The sequence below is a fragment of the Polynucleobacter corsicus genome, from assembly GCF_018688255.1.
Classification (GTDB): Bacteria; Pseudomonadota; Gammaproteobacteria; order Burkholderiales; family Burkholderiaceae; genus Polynucleobacter; species Polynucleobacter corsicus.
In genome coordinates this window covers 83,696-99,043 of record NZ_CP061314.1, presented here as the reverse complement: position 1 = coordinate 99,043, position 15,348 = coordinate 83,696, and the positions used below count along the sequence as shown (strand labels likewise).

The window sequence follows — 15,348 nt, the reverse complement described above, 5'->3', positions numbered from 1 at the left end:
GCTTAAATCGATTTCTTGAGGCGCATTTCAGCAGCGCGGGCGTGAGCTGTTAAGCCTTCGCCATGCGCGAGAGTACTAGCTACAGCACCTAAGGTCTGAGCACCTGCTTCACTCACTTCAATCATGCTCGAGCGCTTAATGAAGTCATACACACCCAATGGTGAAGAGAAGCGTGCAGTGCGTGCTGTTGGTAAAACGTGATTGGGGCCTGCGCAATAATCACCCAAAGATTCGCTGGTGTAATTGCCCATAAAGATAGCGCCAGCATGTCGAATTAACTCAGCCCATTTGCGTGGCTCAGTTGCACAAATTTCTAAATGCTCAGCAGCAATCGCATTGGCAATCTCACAAGCCTCACCCATGTCTTTTACCTGAATCAATAAAGCACGATTGGTAAGCGATGTTTCAATCACTTTCTTTCTGGGCATTTCTGGCAATAACTTGTTAATACTTACTTGCACTTGCTCAATAAATTGCTCGTCTGGGCAAAGCAAAATAGATTGCGCCAACTCATCGTGCTCAGCTTGCGAAAATAAATCCATCGCAATCCAATCAGGGTTACTAGAACCATCGCAAAGCACTAAAATTTCTGAAGGACCGGCAATCATGTCGATGCCAACAGTACCAAATACTCTGCGCTTAGCGGCTGCTACGTAGGCATTACCAGGGCCAACAATTTTGTCGACCGCAGGAATAGTCTGCGTGCCATACGCTAAGGCGCCAACAGCTTGTGCGCCACCAATCGTAAAGACACGATCAACCCCAGATAAATAAGCAGCAGCCAAGACTAAAGAATTGCGAGCACCATCTGGAGTAGGCACCACCATGATGACTTCTTTGACACCAGCAACTTTTGCGGGAATCGCATTCATCAGAACAGAAGAAGGGTAAGCCGCTTTACCGCCAGGAACATAAATGCCGACGCGATCTAAAGCGGTAACCTTTTGACCTAGGCGCGTGCCATCTGCCTCTTCATATTCCCAAGAGTGACAGCCCGCTTCAATCCTTTGCTTCTCGTGATACGTGCGTACTCTTTGCGCAGCAACGTCGAGAGCATTTTTTTGCTCAGCCAATAAACCTTCATAGGCTTTTTTTAATTCTTCCTGAGACATTTCTAACTCAGCAACACTGGAAACATTTAAGCGATCAAACTGCTTTGTAAAGGTGAGTACTGCAGCATCACCCTCACTTTTGACTTTCGCCAGAATGTTCACTACCGCAGCATCAATCGCCTCATCATCTGCACTAGGCAAAGAAAGACTGGAGAGTAGAGTTTCTTTGAACCCTGCCTCTTTACTATTAAGGCGTTTAACTTTAATTGCTGACATGGGATTTATTCTTTACTTCAGTAATTCAAAAAATGGCTGGAGCTGAGTGCGCTTACGTTTGTAAGACGCTTGATTAACCACTAAGCGTGCGCTGATATCAGCAATAGGCTCAACCTCAACTAAGCCATTAGCTCGCAAGGTATTTCCAGTGGATACTAAATCCACAATCGCATCTGCCAGACCAACCAATGGGGCTAGCTCCATCGAGCCATACAAATGAATCGTGTCAATATGAACACCTTTGTTAGCAAAGTGCTCACGTGCGCAATTCACGTACTTCGTTGCAACTTTCAAACGCGAGCCCTGCTTAACAGCTGCTGCATAGTCAAAACCTTCTCTAACAGCAACTGACATACGGCATTTGGCAATCTTTAAGTCAAATGGAACATACAGACCATCAGTACCGTTTTCCATTAAGACATCTAAACCTGCAACGCCAAAGTCTGCACCGCCAAACTGAACGTAGGTCGGCACATCCGATGCACGCACGATAATTAGTCGCACGTCAGGATTGGAGGTTTCAATAATGAGTTTGCGTGACTTTTCTGGATCCTCAAGCGGACGAATACCGATCTTAGATAAGATCTCAGCGGTTTCTTCGAAGATGCGCCCCTTCGAGAGGGCTAGAGTTAACTTCATGGACTAATTATCCATCAGGCTTACTTGATGCGCTGAATGTTGGCTCCCAATTGGGTCAACTTTTGCTCCATGCGGTCATATCCCCGATCTAAGTGATAAATCCGGTCTACCTGGGTTTCGCCTTGAGCAGCTAAACCAGCAATCACTAGGCTGGCTGAGGCACGTAAATCGGTAGCCATCACAATAGCCCCAGAGAGCTTCTCCACACCCTGCGCAATTGCTGTATTCCCCTCAATTGCGATATCTGCACCGAGGCGGTTCATCTCTTGAACGTGCATAAAACGATTTTCAAAGATGGTCTCAGTAATAGTGGCGTTACCCTCTGCAATCGCATTGACTGCCATGAGTTGTGCCTGCATATCGGTTGGGAAGGCTGGATATTCAGAGGTGCGGAAACTCACTGCCTTGGGGCGGCCTTTCATAGAAGCTTTAATCCAATCGGAGCCGATTTCCATTTCTAAACCAGCTTCTTTGAGTTTGACAATCACCGCATCCAATGTGTCTGGACGGCAGTGCTTTACCAACACTTCACCACCAGCGGCGGCAACTGCGCATAAGAATGTACCTGCCTCAATCCGGTCAGCAATCACGGCATGTTCTGCACTGTGGAGCTTCTCAACACCTTCGATGACTAGGCGATCGCTACCGATGCCGGTAATCTTTGCACCCATTTTGACGAGCAACTCCGCCAAGTCCCCTACTTCAGGCTCGCGCGCTGCATTCTCCAAGATGGTAGTACCTGATGCCAAAGTAGCAGCCATCAGTAAATTTTCAGTACCGGTTACGGTGATCATGTCGGTCAAGATGGAAGCGCCTTGTAGACGACCCGTAGCAGATTTAGTTTCTGCCTGAATATAACCACTCTCAATCTGGATATTTACGCCCATCGCTTTTAAGCCCTTGATGTGCTGATCGACTGGACGTGCGCCAATAGCGCATCCGCCTGGCAGTGAAACCTTAGCACTATGCATTCTGGCAAGCAATGGACCTAAAACCAAAATAGAGGCTCGCATGGTTTTGACCATCTCATAAGTTGCTTCAGAGCTCTTAATATTGGCCGCGTTAAGTACTACGCAATTACGATCATTCGCATCTGGAAAAGTCACAGTCACACCAATTTCTTGGAGGAGCTTGAGCATGGTCCGAACATCTTGTAAGTCAGGAACATTACGCAAAGTAATCGGTTGATCAGTGAGTAAGCAAGCGCACAAAATGGGTAGTGCCGCATTTTTGGCACCAGCAATCAGCACCTCACCCTTTAGGGGGGTGCCACCAACCATTCGTAATTTATCCATGAATCTATTCCAGTAAAAAGCTAATGTCGTATTTTTAAGTTGGGGTGTTTTGTGCGAACTCTTCAGGAGTAAATGCTTTAATTGATAAAGCATGCACCTCCGCCTTCATACGGTCGCCCATAGCGCCATAGACCAATTGATGACGCTGAATCAAACGTTTGCCTTCAAAGTCTGGACTCACAATCGTGGCAAAAAAATGCTGGCCGTCACCCTCAACTTTAACGTGGGTGCATGAGAGGCCTTGCTGAATATAGCCTTCAATTTGTTCTGGGGTTGGGAACATCACAATCTCCTGATTTCTAATTTCTAAATATTCTTAATTACTAATTTTGAAACAAGCCTTACGCACTTAGTTCCTCAGCTTGTAGCCTTTTTGCAGTAAACGTAAAGCAATTGCTGACACTGCGACAAAGAAGCAGGTAACAATCGCCAAACTATTCCACGGGGATATATCTGACACTCCAAAGAAGCCGTAACGGAAACCATCGATCATGTAGAAGAATGGATTAAAGTGCGATACCACTTGCCATGCCGCTGGCAAAGAGTGAATAGAATAAAACACACCCGACAGCATCGTTGCCGGCATGATGATGAAATTCTGGAAGGCTGCCAATTGATCGTACTTATCAGCCCAGATGCCTGCAATTAAACCCATGCTTCCTAAAATTGCAGCGCCCAACAAAGCGAATGCCATGATCCACAGGGGATATTCAAAAGATGGCATGGCAAACCAAGCGGTAATCAGCAATACGCCAGTACCCACAACAATTCCACGAAACACCGCAGCTAAGACATAGGCAGCATAAAACTCCAAATGACTAAAGGGAGCTAGCAAAACAAAGACAAGGTTACCAGTCACCTTTGACTGAATGAGAGATGAAGAAGTATTTGCAAAAGCATTCTGCAATACGCTCATCATGACCAAACCTGGAATCAGGAAAGCTGTGTAATTTAAGCGGCCATATACCTCTTTGCCTTCGAGCACATGTCCAAAGATCATTAAATACAGAACAGCAGTAAGAACTGGTGCGGCGACCGTCTGGAACGCTACCTTATAAAAACGTTTGATTTCTTTTCGGAGCAAGGTCGGAAAGCCACTGCCATAAGAGATTGGGAGTTTATTCAAAATAGGTTTCATCGAGCACCTCCCGACATGATGTTGACAAACACATCTTCGAGATCCGTCTTACCCTCACCATCTTTTTTAACCGAGCCATACTGACTCAATAAATTAGCAGTGGTATCTAGGGCAACAATCTTTCCTTGCTTGAGCATGGCAATGCGCTGACATAATGCCTCAGCCTCTTCAAGGTAATGGGTTGTTAAAACGATGGTGTGACCATCTTGATTCAGGCGACTAATAAATTGCCATAGCGATTGGCGCAACTCCACATCAACTCCAGCAGTAGGCTCATCCAAAATAATGACTGGCGGTCTATGAACCAAGGCCTGAGCTACCAATACCCGTCGTTTCATGCCACCAGATAGGGAGCGCATATTACTATCCGCTTTACCGGTGAGATCCAAATTAGCCATGATCTCGTCAATCCAAGCATCGTTGTGACGAATCCCAAAATAACCAGACTGAAATTGCAGTGTTTCTCTGACAGTGAAGAATGGGTCGAATACCAACTCCTGCGGTACGACACCCAGCATCCGGCGAGCGTCACGGAATTGACTTTGAACATCGGCCCCCATGATTGCAGCGTGACCGCCATCTGCAGTAACTAAACCCGCCAATATGGAGATGAGTGTTGTCTTGCCGGCGCCATTAGGACCTAGCAGGCCAAAGAACTCACCTGGCTCAATGGATAAAGAAACATCATCTAGCGCCTGTAGTGCGCCATAATTTTTGGATACATTTTTAATTGATATTGCAGCGTGCATACTATGACAAACCTAGCAACTGGGCAACACCATATACGCCGGCTAACACGATTAATTTTTCAGGTGCATTTTGCACAACAATCTGCTGACCATCGGCTTGCAATTTCTTCTGCCATGCTAATAAGACTGTTAGCACGGTAGAGTCAAAATCCTTGAGATTGCAGCAATCTACCACTCTTAATGTCGCAAGATTGAAGAGGCCATCTTTCTCCAACTGCAATACATTGTCTTGCGTCACTGAACTAGGCAATAAAAATGGCATCTAATATTTATCTTTGATTGATCTTGTGCGGCCTTTAGTTGGCCGGCTTCGCCGCAGCAAGCTGCTTATTACGATCCTGCAAGAACTTCACTAGACCCTCAACACCATTCTGGCTAATTTGATTGGCAAACTGATTGCGATAAGCCTCAACCAGCCAAACACCCATGATGTTCATGTCGTAAACCCTCCAGCCGTTGGCTGTTTTTTCAAGGCGATAGTCGAGTGGCACTGGATCACCGCGACCAATGACTATAGTCTTCACAACCACTTCCTTGTCGTCTGGAGCGGCACGCAAAGGCTTAAATTGAATTGTTTGATCACGCAGTTGGCTCAAAGCGCCGGAGTATGTACGAATCAGTAAATTCTTAAACTCAGAAACTAATTGAGCCTGTTGTTCTGGAGTCGCTTTTTTCCAGTTTGGACCCATCGCCATTTCAGTAGTGCGGCGCATATCGGTGTAAGGAACAATTTTCTTTTCCACTAAATCTACAATGCGCGGGATATTCCCTTTTTGAATCTCCGGATCCGACTTTACAGAAGCCATCACATCAGAAACAACGTTCTTAATCAAACCATCTGGTGAGGACTGATCAATCGCTTGAGCAAAAACACTACCTGCAAACAAAAATAAGCTTGATAGCAATGCTGCGCAGTATTTTTGAATGGTTGGATGGCTTTTCATGTGTCCTCGATTATGGCTAGTCATTAGATCTCATTTTAGCCCCTTAAGGAAACTAAGCTAGGCTTGAGCGCCTTTATTCATAGGGATTCTGATAAGGAGGCATTAATGTCTCCTCGTCTTCACGCCCTTCATTGATCTGATACTCACGCCGCTGAATATAGGCATCTCGCATAAAGCTGTACTTATCGATTGCAGCCCCATCTAATAAGTCACCTGCTTCATAGTACGTATTACGTGCGTTAACCACCCGCAAGCCAGTAATACTGTTTCGCAGACCAATATCTTTGACAAAGCTAAATAGGTAGTCAGACTCCAAATCCGCCGCCGTACCAAAAGTATCGCGCACACTACTCGGACCAAAGAACGGCAAAACGACATAAGGGCCCGAAGGAATACCCCAAACACCAAAGGTTTGACCCCAATCTTCCTTATGCTTTGGAAGGCCGCCGGGAGTCGCCATATCAATCAAACCACCCAAACCAAAGGTGGTGTTGACTACCACCCTCATCAGATCACTAAAGGCATCGCTTGGCTTACCTTGTAATAAGTTCTGCAGAGCTGTGTAGATGTCACTATAGTTGCTGAAGAAGTTATAAATACCGTCACGAACGAACTCGGGCAAGACAAAGCGATAACCAGCAACCACCGGCTTTAGTACATAAGCATCTAAGCCTTCATTAAATTCAAAAACGGAACGGTTGAAGGGCTCCCAAGGATCATGTGGGGAAGGTGCCACTCCAGCAGGAATAGAAGCACAACCCACCATGGCCCCAACCAAGCCCAGTAACACGATGCGCTTGAGCTTTGCTAGTAAAGGCATTATTTTGCTGCGCCCTTGTCTTGGCCACTATCAGCAGCCTTGTTATATAAGAACTGGCTAATGAGGTTCTCTAGCACTACTGCAGACTGAGTCTGAGTGATCTTATCTCCAGCAGCCAACATATCATCGGAGCCGCCGGCCTCCAGACCAATGTATTGCTCACCCAATAAACCTGAAGTCAGAATTTTGGCGGAAGAATCCCTAGGGAACTTATAACTATCTTCAATGGTCATGGTGACAGTAGCCTGATAAGTCTTATCGTCAAAAGAGATATTTGCAATACGCCCAACGACTACACCCGCACTTTTGACTGGCGCACGTGGCTTGAGTCCGCCGATATTGTCAAAGCGCGCAGAAATTTTATAAGTAGGCGCAAATGAAACAGCATTCATATTGCCAACCTTCAATGCGAGAAACAAAGCAGCCAGCAAACCAATTGCTACAAAGATTCCGACCCAAACATCAATAGCACTTTTTCTCATAAGAGTCCCAGTTTATTCTTTCTAATTCGAGAACATCATTGCGGTGAGCAAGAAATCTAATGCTAAAACCGATAAAGAAGAGATCACCACAGTTCTCGTAGTTGCCTGAGATACACCCTCTGGCGTAGGCTTTGCCTCATAACCCTGATACAGGGCTATAAAAGTCACTGCCACACCAAATACCAAGCTTTTAATGAGGCCATTACCAATGTCAGAGAAGAGATCTACCCCGCCTTGCATCTGCGACCAAAAGGCTCCTGAGTCAACTCCAATCAGAGGAACGCCAACAAAATAGCCACCCATCACGCCCACTGCTGTAAAGATCGTCGCCAAAATCGGCATGGTAATGATGCCTGCCCATAGTCGCGGTGCAATCACACGACTCAATGGATCCACAGCCATCATCTCCATGGCACTGAGTTGCTCTCCGGCTTTCATTAAGCCAATCTCAGCGGTAAGCGATGTGCCGGCCCGGCCCGCAAATAAAAGGGCGGTAATTACAGGGCCCAATTCTCGTGTGAGCGATAAAGCAACCAATAAACCCAAAGCCTGCTCCGAACCATAGCGATTCAAAGTGTAATAACCCTGCAAACCCAAAACAAAGCCAACAAATAAACCAGATACTGCGATGATCACAAAGGAGTGATTACCGACAAATAGAATTTGATCAGAAACTAAGCGAGGTCTTTTTAATAAAAAACCAGAGCGCCAAATAACGGCTGCAAACATGCGCGCAGCAAGCCCAAGGCTTATTAGATTTCGACGAATAAAAAATCCAAGGTCGCCAAATAGATCTAAGGTGTGATGGAGGAGACTCATTTCAAGCTCACCCCAAAATCTTCTTCAAGGCTTTGGCCTGGATAATGAAACGGCACTGGACCATCTGGCGAAGCATCCAAGAACTGACGAACAAACGGATCGGCAGATCGGCTCAATTCTGCTGGCGTACCTTGCGCACCAATACGACCATTGGCAATGAAATATACGTAATCGGCAATTTCAAAAGTCTCTTCCACATCGTGTGTCACCAATAGACTGGTTGCACCTAAGGCCTGATTTAAATCCCGAATCAAGCGCGCAGTAATTCCCAATGAAATTGGATCTAAACCAGCGAAGGGCTCGTCGTACATAATCAGAGGAGGATCAAGCGCAATTGCTCTTGCTAAAGCAACACGGCGTGCCATACCACCAGAAATTTGCGCCGGCATTAAATCACGCGCACCACGCAGGCCCACTGCATTGAGTTTCATGAGTACTAAAGAGCGTAATAAGTCTTCACTTAAATTAGTGTGCTCACGCAAAGGAAAGGCGACGTTTTCAAAAACACTAAGATCAGTAAAGAGTGCGCCAAACTGAAAAAGCATGCCCATGCGACGACGGGCGGTCATTAATTCAGCGCCGTTCATTTTGCCAATGTCATGGTCTTCAAATAAAACTTGACCAGACTGCGCGGTGAACTGACCGCCAATGAGTCTCAAAATAGTAGTCTTGCCGCAACCAGAGCCACCCATGACGGCAACTACTTGGCCACGACGGAACTCCATATTGAGTCCCGATAGAATTTGACGCTCACCAGGGGCATAAGAGAAGTTGACGTCCTTGATTGAAACGACAACTTCGCCATGGCCACCGCTAGAGGTTTTTTGCTTCACTTCCACCGAGTTGGCATGGCCACTGTTCATATGCTCGATATTATCGCGGCAGAACAGATGACCCCATTAAATACTCGTCTACTGCGTGGGCAGCTTGTCGGCCTTCACGAATCGCCCAAACCACCAAAGACTGTCCACGGCGCATATCGCCAGCAGCAAACACCTTAGGAACATTAGTTTGATAGGCATTTTGGCCATCAACAGTAGCTTTTGCATTCCCACGGGCGTCTTTTTCAACGCCAAAGGCATTGAGCACTTGTGCTGCTGGGGATACAAAACCCATTGCCAAAAATACTAAATCAGCCTTAATTTCAAATTCAGAGTTTGGCATTTCTGTCATCTTGCCGTCTTTCCACTCCAAGCGCACACAGATCAACTTCTCAAGTTTGCCGTCTTTACCTTCAAAACGCTTAGTCGCAACAGACCAATCGCGCTCACAACCTTCTTCGTGCGAAGAGGATGTACGCAATTTAGTTGGCCAATATGGCCATACTAAAGGCTTGTTTTCAGTCTCTGGTGGCTGTGGCAACAATTCAAACTGAGTAATCTTGGCAGCGCCATGACGATTCGATGTTCCCACGCAATCAGATCCAGTATCGCCACCACCAATCACGATGACATGCTTACCAGCTGCTGAAATCTCATTTTTGAAATCGCCTGCATTCTCTTTGTTCTGTGGAATCAAGAATTCCAAAGCATAGTGAACACCCTTCAACTCACGGCCAGGAACTGGCAAGTCACGTGGCTGCTCAGATCCACCACTAATCACAACAGCATCAAAATCTTTCATTAACTGATCGGGTGACACTGTTTTTGTGGAGTAATTTTTTACTTCAGCACCAATCGCCTCTTTACCCACAAATACACCAGTCTCAAACTTCACACCTTCAGCTTGCATCTGCTCAACACGACGGTCGATCAGCCATTTTTCCATTTTAAAATCAGGAATTCCATAGCGCAATAATCCGCCAACACGATCATTCTTTTCGAATACGGTAACGTCGTGACCAACGCGCGCTAATTGCTGCGCAGTCGCCATGCCAGCAGGGCCACCACCAACAACGGCAACTTTTTTACCGGTTTTAGATTTAGGCAGCTGCGGCTTAACCCAACCATTTTCCCAGCCCTTATCAATAATGGCATGTTCGATCGACTTGATACCAACAGCATCACTATTAATACCTAAGGTACAGGCAGCCTCACAAGGTGCAGGGCAAATACGGCCAGTGAATTCAGGGAAGTTATTGGTGGATTGCAAAACATCTAATGCATTCTTCCAGTCATCATGAAATACCAAATCATTGAAGTCAGGAATGATGTTATTGACTGGGCAACCGTTATTACAAAATGGAATGCCGCAATCCATGCAACGTGCACCTTGTACTTTAGCTTCCTCATCTGTCAGTGCCGCAACAAACTCTTTGTAATGATGGAGGCGCTTAACGGGAGCCTCGTAGGTTTCATCTACGCGCTCAAACTCCATAAATCCAGTGACCTTACCCATATCGAATCCTTAGTATCTTTTCTTAATGTCTTTTATTAATGAAGTGACTTATGCCGCAACAGTTTTGTTTTGGGCTTTTTCCCACAGCTCACCTAAAGCACGTTTGTACTCAGTAGGAAGTACCTTCACAAAGCGACTACGGGCCTTATCCCAATCAGCTAAGAGTGCTTTAGCGCGCTCAGAACCAGTGTGACGGAAATGACGCTCAATCAAGCCCTTCAAAATTTGCTCATCAGTCATGCGCTCGCCACCATCTTTAACATCAATAGGTGCATGCCACTGTGACTGAGGCATCTGGGCAATCTGCTCAGCAGAAGGCAATACTTTTTCCAAAGTCGCCATGCTGGTATTACAGCGCTTTTCAAATAGGCCATCTTCGTCGTAAACATAAGCAATACCACCACTCATACCTGCTGCAAAGTTACGGCCAGTTGCGCCTAATACCACCACAGTGCCGCCAGTCATGTATTCACAACCGTGATCACCAGTACCCTCAACAACCGTCGTGGCACCAGAGTTACGAACTGCAAAACGCTCACCAGCTACACCGTTAAAGAATGCTTCACCGCCGATTGCACCGTAAAGAACGGTATTACCAACAATGATGTTCTTAGCAGTATCACCACGGAACTCATGTGGCGCACGCACAATGACGCGTCCACCAGATAAGCCTTTACCAACGTAGTCATTGCCATCGCCAACTAAATCCAAGGTGACGCCACGTGCCAAGAAGGCGGCGAAACTTTGACCAGCAGTGCCATTCAATTGAATATGAATAGTGTCATCCGGTAAACCAGCATGGCCATAACGCTGAGCAATCTCTCCGGAGAGCATTGCACCAACAGTACGGTTTACGTTCTTGACAGGAACAATGAAAGAGACTTTCTCGCCACCTTGTAGTGCGGGCTCACTCTTCTCAATCAGAATGTTATCTAACGCACTACCTAAGCCATGCTCTTGAGTCAGGATCTGGTAGCGGGGCGTATCTTTAGGAACATTAGGCTCAGCAAAAATCTTACTGAAATCTAAGCCATGAACTTTCCAGTTCTCAATGCCCTTACGTGTATCCAAGAGATCAACGCGACCAATCAAATCATCAAACTTACGAATGCCGAGTTGAGCCATGATCTCGCGCACTTCTTCAGCAATAAAGAAGAAGAAGTTCACAACGTGTTCTGGCTTACCAGAGAACTTTTTGCGCAATTCAGGATCTTGTGTAGCAACACCAACTGGGCAGGTATTCAAATGACACTTACGCATCATGATGCAACCTTCAACAACCAATGGGGCTGTTGCAAAACCAAACTCATCTGCGCCCAATAAAGCACCGATCACGACATCACGACCCGTTTTCATTTGGCCATCAGCTTGTACACGAATACGGCTGCGCAAACCATTGAGTACTAATGTTTGTTGAGTTTCAGCCAAACCTAATTCCCATGGGGAACCGGCGTGCTTAATAGAAGACAGTGGTGATGCACCGGTACCGCCATCATGTCCAGCGATCACGACGTGATCGGCTTTCGCTTTAGCAACACCGGCAGCAATTGTGCCAACACCGACCTCAGAAACCAACTTCACAGATACATCAGCAGCAGGGTTCACGTTCTTCAGATCATGAATCAACTGGGCGATATCTTCAATAGAGTAAATATCGTGGTGTGGAGGAGGAGAAATCAAACCAACTCCTGGTACGGAGAAGCGCAGCTTACCGATGTAATCAGAAACCTTGCCACCAGGCAATTGACCACCTTCACCTGGCTTAGCACCTTGGGCCATCTTGATCTGAATCTGATCAGCAGAGCGCAGATATTCGGTAGTGACTCCGAAACGACCGGAAGCAACCTGCTTAATTCTGGAGCGCAATGAATCGCCTTCGAGCAAAGGAATATTTGCTTCAACAACGTCGTCACCCAAAATACTCGCTAAGGTTTCGCCCTTCTTAATTGGTATGCCTTTAAGTTCATTCACATAACGGTTTGGATCTTCGCCGCCCTCACCAGTATTAGACTTTCCACCAATCCGGTTCATGGCAATCGCCAAAGTAGCGTGCGCTTCAGTAGAGATCGAACCTAAAGACATCGCGCCTGTTGCAAAACGCTTAACGATTTCTTTTGCGGACTCAACCTCATCCAATGGAATTGCTTTAACTGGATCAATCTTGAACTCAAACAAACCGCGCAAGGTCATCTGACGCTTGGTTTGGTCATTAACCAGGTTGGCATACTCTTTATAAGTTTGATAACCCTTATCGATACCAGCACGGGTAGAGTGCTGTAACTTCGCAATCGTATCTGGCGTCCACATATGGTCTTCACCGCGGATACGGAAAGCATACTCACCGCCAGCCTCAAGCATATTGGTCAAAACAGGATCATTACCGAACGCAGACTGGTGCATACGCAAAGCTTCTTCAGCCACTTCAAATACACCGATACCGCCCACGTTGGATGGAGTGCCTTTGAAATAATGATCAATCACATCCTTATTCAAACCAATTGCCTCAAAAATCTGGGATCCGGTGTAAGACATGTAAGTAGAGATACCCATTTTGGACATCACTTTTTGCAAGCCCTTACCAACCGCTTTCACAAAATTCTTGACCGCTTTTTCTGCTGACAGGTCGCCAGATAAACCTTTGGCCATTTCAGCTAAAGTTTCCATTGCCAAGTAGGGATGAACTGCTTCAGCGCCATAGCCGGCCAAGAGTGCGAAGTGATGTGTCTCACGTGCGCTACCGGTTTCAACTACGAGGCCAACGCTAGTACGCAAACCTTTTTCAACCAAATGCTGATGAATCGCTGAAGTTGCCAACAATGCCGGAATAGCCACGTGCTGCTCATCAACCTGGCGATCGCTCACGATCAAGATGTTGTAACCAGAGCGCACGGCATCAGCAGCTTCCGCACACAGGGATGCTAAGCGAGCCTCAATGCCATCCTTGCCCCAGGATGCTGGATAACAAATATCCAACTCATATGAACGGAACTTACCGTTGGTGTAGTGACCGATATGACGAATCTTGGTCATATCGTTGAAATCTAAAATCGGTTGATTCACTTCCAAACGCATTGGTGGGTTGATATTGTTGGTATCCAACAAATTCGGCTTAGGTCCAATGAAAGACACCAAAGACATCACCATGTTTTCACGGATAGAGTCAATCGGCGGATTGGTGACCTGTGCAAACAATTGTTTGAAGTAGTTATAGAGTGGCTTGTTTTTATTGGAGAGCACGGCTAGTGGGCTATCGTTACCCATCGATCCAATTGCCTCTTCACCATTCATGGCCATTGGTGCCATGAGGTACTTGATGTCCTCTTGGGTATAACCAAAAGCTTGCTGACGATCTAATAATTTTGCAGCAGGCCGAATAGTATTTTTTTCGTCTACTAAGTCTGCCTTGCTAGCATCGACTTCATCTAGCTTCACACGCACGGCATCGATCCAACTCTTATATGGCTTAGCTTTAGAGACGGCATCTTTCAATTCCACGTCATCAATAATGCGACCCTGCTCCATATCAATCATGAACATCTTGCCCGGTTGCAAGCGCCATTTTTGAACGATCTTGCTCTCTGGAATTGGTAGAACACCAGCCTCAGAGCCCATGATGACTAAGTCATCATCTGTGACGTAATAACGCGCTGGACGTAAGCCATTACGGTCTAAGGTAGCGCCAATCTGGCGACCATCTGTAAAGGCCATAGCTGCTGGGCCATCCCATGGCTCCATCATTGCGGCGTGGTACTCGTAGAATGCGCGGCGGTTTTCATCCATCAATGTGTGCTGTTCCCATGCTTCTGGAATCATCATCATCATTGCTTGTGCCAATGGATAACCTGACATGACTAATAACTCTAAGCAGTTATCAAAACACGCTGTATCAGATTGACCTGGATAGATGAGTGGCCATAATTTTTTAAGATCGTCACCAAGCACTGGGGAACTGATTGCACCCTCTCGTGCATTGACCCAGTTGACGTTACCCTTAACTGTATTGATCTCACCGTTGTGCGCAATCATGCGGTATGGGTGAGCCAACTCCCAGGCTGGAAAGGTATTTGTGGAGAAACGCTGATGCACTAAAGCCAATGCAGAAACGGTACGTGAATCTTGTAAATCTTTGTAGTACGCGCCTACTTGGTTCGCCAATAGCAAACCTTTGTAAACAATGGTGCGAGCAGACATCGACGCCACAAAATATTCTTTACCGTGCTTTAAATGCAAATCTTGAATTGCATGGCTTGCAGTTTTACGAATCACATATAACTTACGCTCAAGTGCGTCGGTTGTCATGATGTCGCGGCCGCGGCCAATAAAAATTTGACGGATAAATGGCTCTGTCATTTGAACTGTTGGAGACATCGGCAACTTCACATCAATAGGAACATCTCTCCAACCCAAAACTACTTGGCCTTCAAGGCGAACTGTGCGCTCTAACTCTTGTTCGCAAGCTAAACGCGATGCCTGTTCTTTTGGCAGAAAAATCATGCCAACGCCGTATTCACCAAATGGCGGTAAGTCGATGCCCTGCTTTGCCATCTCTTCGCGATACAAGGTATCTGGCACTTGGATCAAAATACCAGCGCCGTCACCCATCAACGGATCGGCACCAACAGCGCCCCGGTGATCCAAGTTCTCAAGAATTTGCAATCCTTGAGCAACAATCTCATGTGACTTCTTGCCCTTGATGTGGGCGACAAATCCGACGCCACAAGCATCATGCTCATTTTGTGGATCGTAGAGACCCTGTGCGATTGGACGAAGGTCTGTATTCATATGTGTAGTCATAGT

General features: G+C 46.4%; 14 protein-coding genes. All 14 read right to left on the bottom strand.

Going from position 1 to position 15,348, the window contains the following annotated elements; translation table 11 throughout:
* Nucleotides 1-2: 2 nt before the first annotated feature.
* Nucleotides 3-1,328 carry a histidinol dehydrogenase gene (gene hisD / locus C2747_RS00570; protein ID WP_215331799.1) on the bottom strand — a complete coding sequence of 442 codons (1,326 nt, stop codon included), beginning with the start codon at nucleotides 1,326-1,328 and terminating at the stop codon, nucleotides 3-5.
* A gap of 12 nt (nucleotides 1,329-1,340) precedes the next feature.
* A complete protein-coding gene (gene hisG, locus C2747_RS00565) occupies nucleotides 1,341-1,967 on the bottom strand; it encodes an ATP phosphoribosyltransferase (RefSeq protein WP_215331798.1) in 627 nt (208 codons plus the stop codon).
* A gap of 20 nt (nucleotides 1,968-1,987) precedes the next feature.
* Entirely contained in the window at nucleotides 1,988-3,262 is a 1,275-nt protein-coding gene (gene murA / locus C2747_RS00560; protein WP_215331797.1) for a UDP-N-acetylglucosamine 1-carboxyvinyltransferase, read from the bottom strand.
* 34 nt (nucleotides 3,263-3,296) lie between these two features.
* Nucleotides 3,297-3,545 (bottom strand): BolA family protein, encoded by a 249-nt coding sequence (locus tag C2747_RS00555; protein WP_215305660.1) that lies wholly within the window; start codon nucleotides 3,543-3,545, stop codon nucleotides 3,297-3,299.
* 66 nt (nucleotides 3,546-3,611) lie between these two features.
* Nucleotides 3,612-4,400, bottom strand: a complete 789-nt coding sequence (locus C2747_RS00550; protein WP_215331796.1) for an ABC transporter permease — start codon at nucleotides 4,398-4,400, stop codon at nucleotides 3,612-3,614.
* Nucleotides 4,397-5,149: an ABC transporter ATP-binding protein gene (locus C2747_RS00545; RefSeq protein ID WP_215331795.1), complete on the bottom strand. Its 753-nt coding sequence runs from the start codon at nucleotides 5,147-5,149 to the stop codon at nucleotides 4,397-4,399. The genes C2747_RS00550 and C2747_RS00545 overlap by 4 nt, the downstream gene beginning before the upstream one ends.
* Nucleotide 5,150: 1 nt before the next feature.
* On the bottom strand, nucleotides 5,151-5,387 hold the full coding sequence (locus C2747_RS00540; RefSeq protein ID WP_251374770.1) for an STAS domain-containing protein: 237 nt from the start codon (nucleotides 5,385-5,387) through the stop codon (nucleotides 5,151-5,153).
* Nucleotides 5,388-5,445: 58 nt separating this feature from the next.
* Nucleotides 5,446-6,093 (bottom strand): MlaC/ttg2D family ABC transporter substrate-binding protein, encoded by a 648-nt coding sequence (locus C2747_RS00535; RefSeq protein WP_215331793.1) that lies wholly within the window; start codon nucleotides 6,091-6,093, stop codon nucleotides 5,446-5,448.
* A gap of 73 nt (nucleotides 6,094-6,166) precedes the next feature.
* Nucleotides 6,167-6,913, bottom strand: a complete 747-nt coding sequence (locus tag C2747_RS00530) for an MlaA family lipoprotein (protein ID WP_215331792.1) — start codon at nucleotides 6,911-6,913, stop codon at nucleotides 6,167-6,169.
* Complete coding sequence (gene mlaD, locus C2747_RS00525) at nucleotides 6,913-7,395, bottom strand: outer membrane lipid asymmetry maintenance protein MlaD (protein ID WP_215331791.1); 483 nt, start codon at nucleotides 7,393-7,395, stop codon at nucleotides 6,913-6,915. The genes C2747_RS00530 and mlaD overlap by 1 nt, the downstream gene beginning before the upstream one ends.
* 21 nt (nucleotides 7,396-7,416) lie before the next feature.
* On the bottom strand, nucleotides 7,417-8,214 hold the full coding sequence (gene mlaE, locus C2747_RS00520) for a lipid asymmetry maintenance ABC transporter permease subunit MlaE (protein WP_215331790.1): 798 nt from the start codon (nucleotides 8,212-8,214) through the stop codon (nucleotides 7,417-7,419).
* Nucleotides 8,211-9,077: an ABC transporter ATP-binding protein gene (locus C2747_RS00515; protein WP_251374769.1), complete on the bottom strand. Its 867-nt coding sequence runs from the start codon at nucleotides 9,075-9,077 to the stop codon at nucleotides 8,211-8,213. The genes mlaE and C2747_RS00515 overlap by 4 nt, the downstream gene beginning before the upstream one ends.
* Nucleotides 9,078-9,087: 10 nt before the next feature.
* Nucleotides 9,088-10,551 (bottom strand): glutamate synthase subunit beta, encoded by a 1,464-nt coding sequence (locus C2747_RS00510; RefSeq protein ID WP_215331789.1) that lies wholly within the window; start codon nucleotides 10,549-10,551, stop codon nucleotides 9,088-9,090.
* A gap of 48 nt (nucleotides 10,552-10,599) precedes the next feature.
* Nucleotides 10,600-15,345 (bottom strand): glutamate synthase-related protein, encoded by a 4,746-nt coding sequence (locus tag C2747_RS00505; RefSeq protein ID WP_215331788.1) that lies wholly within the window; start codon nucleotides 15,343-15,345, stop codon nucleotides 10,600-10,602.
* Between the last annotated feature and the right edge of the window lie 3 nt (nucleotides 15,346-15,348).

Bases quoted from the DNA above. Each gene is read 5' to 3' on its own strand.
- hisD (WP_215331799.1), bottom strand. From the start codon at position 1,328: ATGTCAGCAATTAAAGTTAAACGCCTTAATAGTAAAGAGGCAGGGTTC.
- hisG (WP_215331798.1), bottom strand. From the start codon at position 1,967: ATGAAGTTAACTCTAGCCCTCTCGAAGGGGCGCATCTTCGAAGAAACC.
- murA (WP_215331797.1), bottom strand. From the start codon at position 3,262: ATGGATAAATTACGAATGGTTGGTGGCACCCCCCTAAAGGGTGAGGTG.
- C2747_RS00555 (WP_215305660.1), bottom strand. From the start codon at position 3,545: ATGTTCCCAACCCCAGAACAAATTGAAGGCTATATTCAGCAAGGCCTC.
- C2747_RS00550 (WP_215331796.1), bottom strand. From the start codon at position 4,400: ATGAAACCTATTTTGAATAAACTCCCAATCTCTTATGGCAGTGGCTTT.
- C2747_RS00545 (WP_215331795.1), bottom strand. From the start codon at position 5,149: ATGCACGCTGCAATATCAATTAAAAATGTATCCAAAAATTATGGCGCA.
- C2747_RS00535 (WP_215331793.1), bottom strand. From the start codon at position 6,093: ATGAAAAGCCATCCAACCATTCAAAAATACTGCGCAGCATTGCTATCA.
- C2747_RS00530 (WP_215331792.1), bottom strand. From the start codon at position 6,913: ATGCCTTTACTAGCAAAGCTCAAGCGCATCGTGTTACTGGGCTTGGTT.
- mlaD (WP_215331791.1), bottom strand. From the start codon at position 7,395: ATGAGAAAAAGTGCTATTGATGTTTGGGTCGGAATCTTTGTAGCAATT.
- mlaE (WP_215331790.1), bottom strand. From the start codon at position 8,214: ATGAGTCTCCTCCATCACACCTTAGATCTATTTGGCGACCTTGGATTT.
- C2747_RS00515 (WP_251374769.1), bottom strand. From the start codon at position 9,077: ATGAACAGTGGCCATGCCAACTCGGTGGAAGTGAAGCAAAAAACCTCT.
- C2747_RS00510 (WP_215331789.1), bottom strand. From the start codon at position 10,551: ATGGGTAAGGTCACTGGATTTATGGAGTTTGAGCGCGTAGATGAAACC.
- C2747_RS00505 (WP_215331788.1), bottom strand. From the start codon at position 15,345: ATGACTACACATATGAATACAGACCTTCGTCCAATCGCACAGGGTCTC.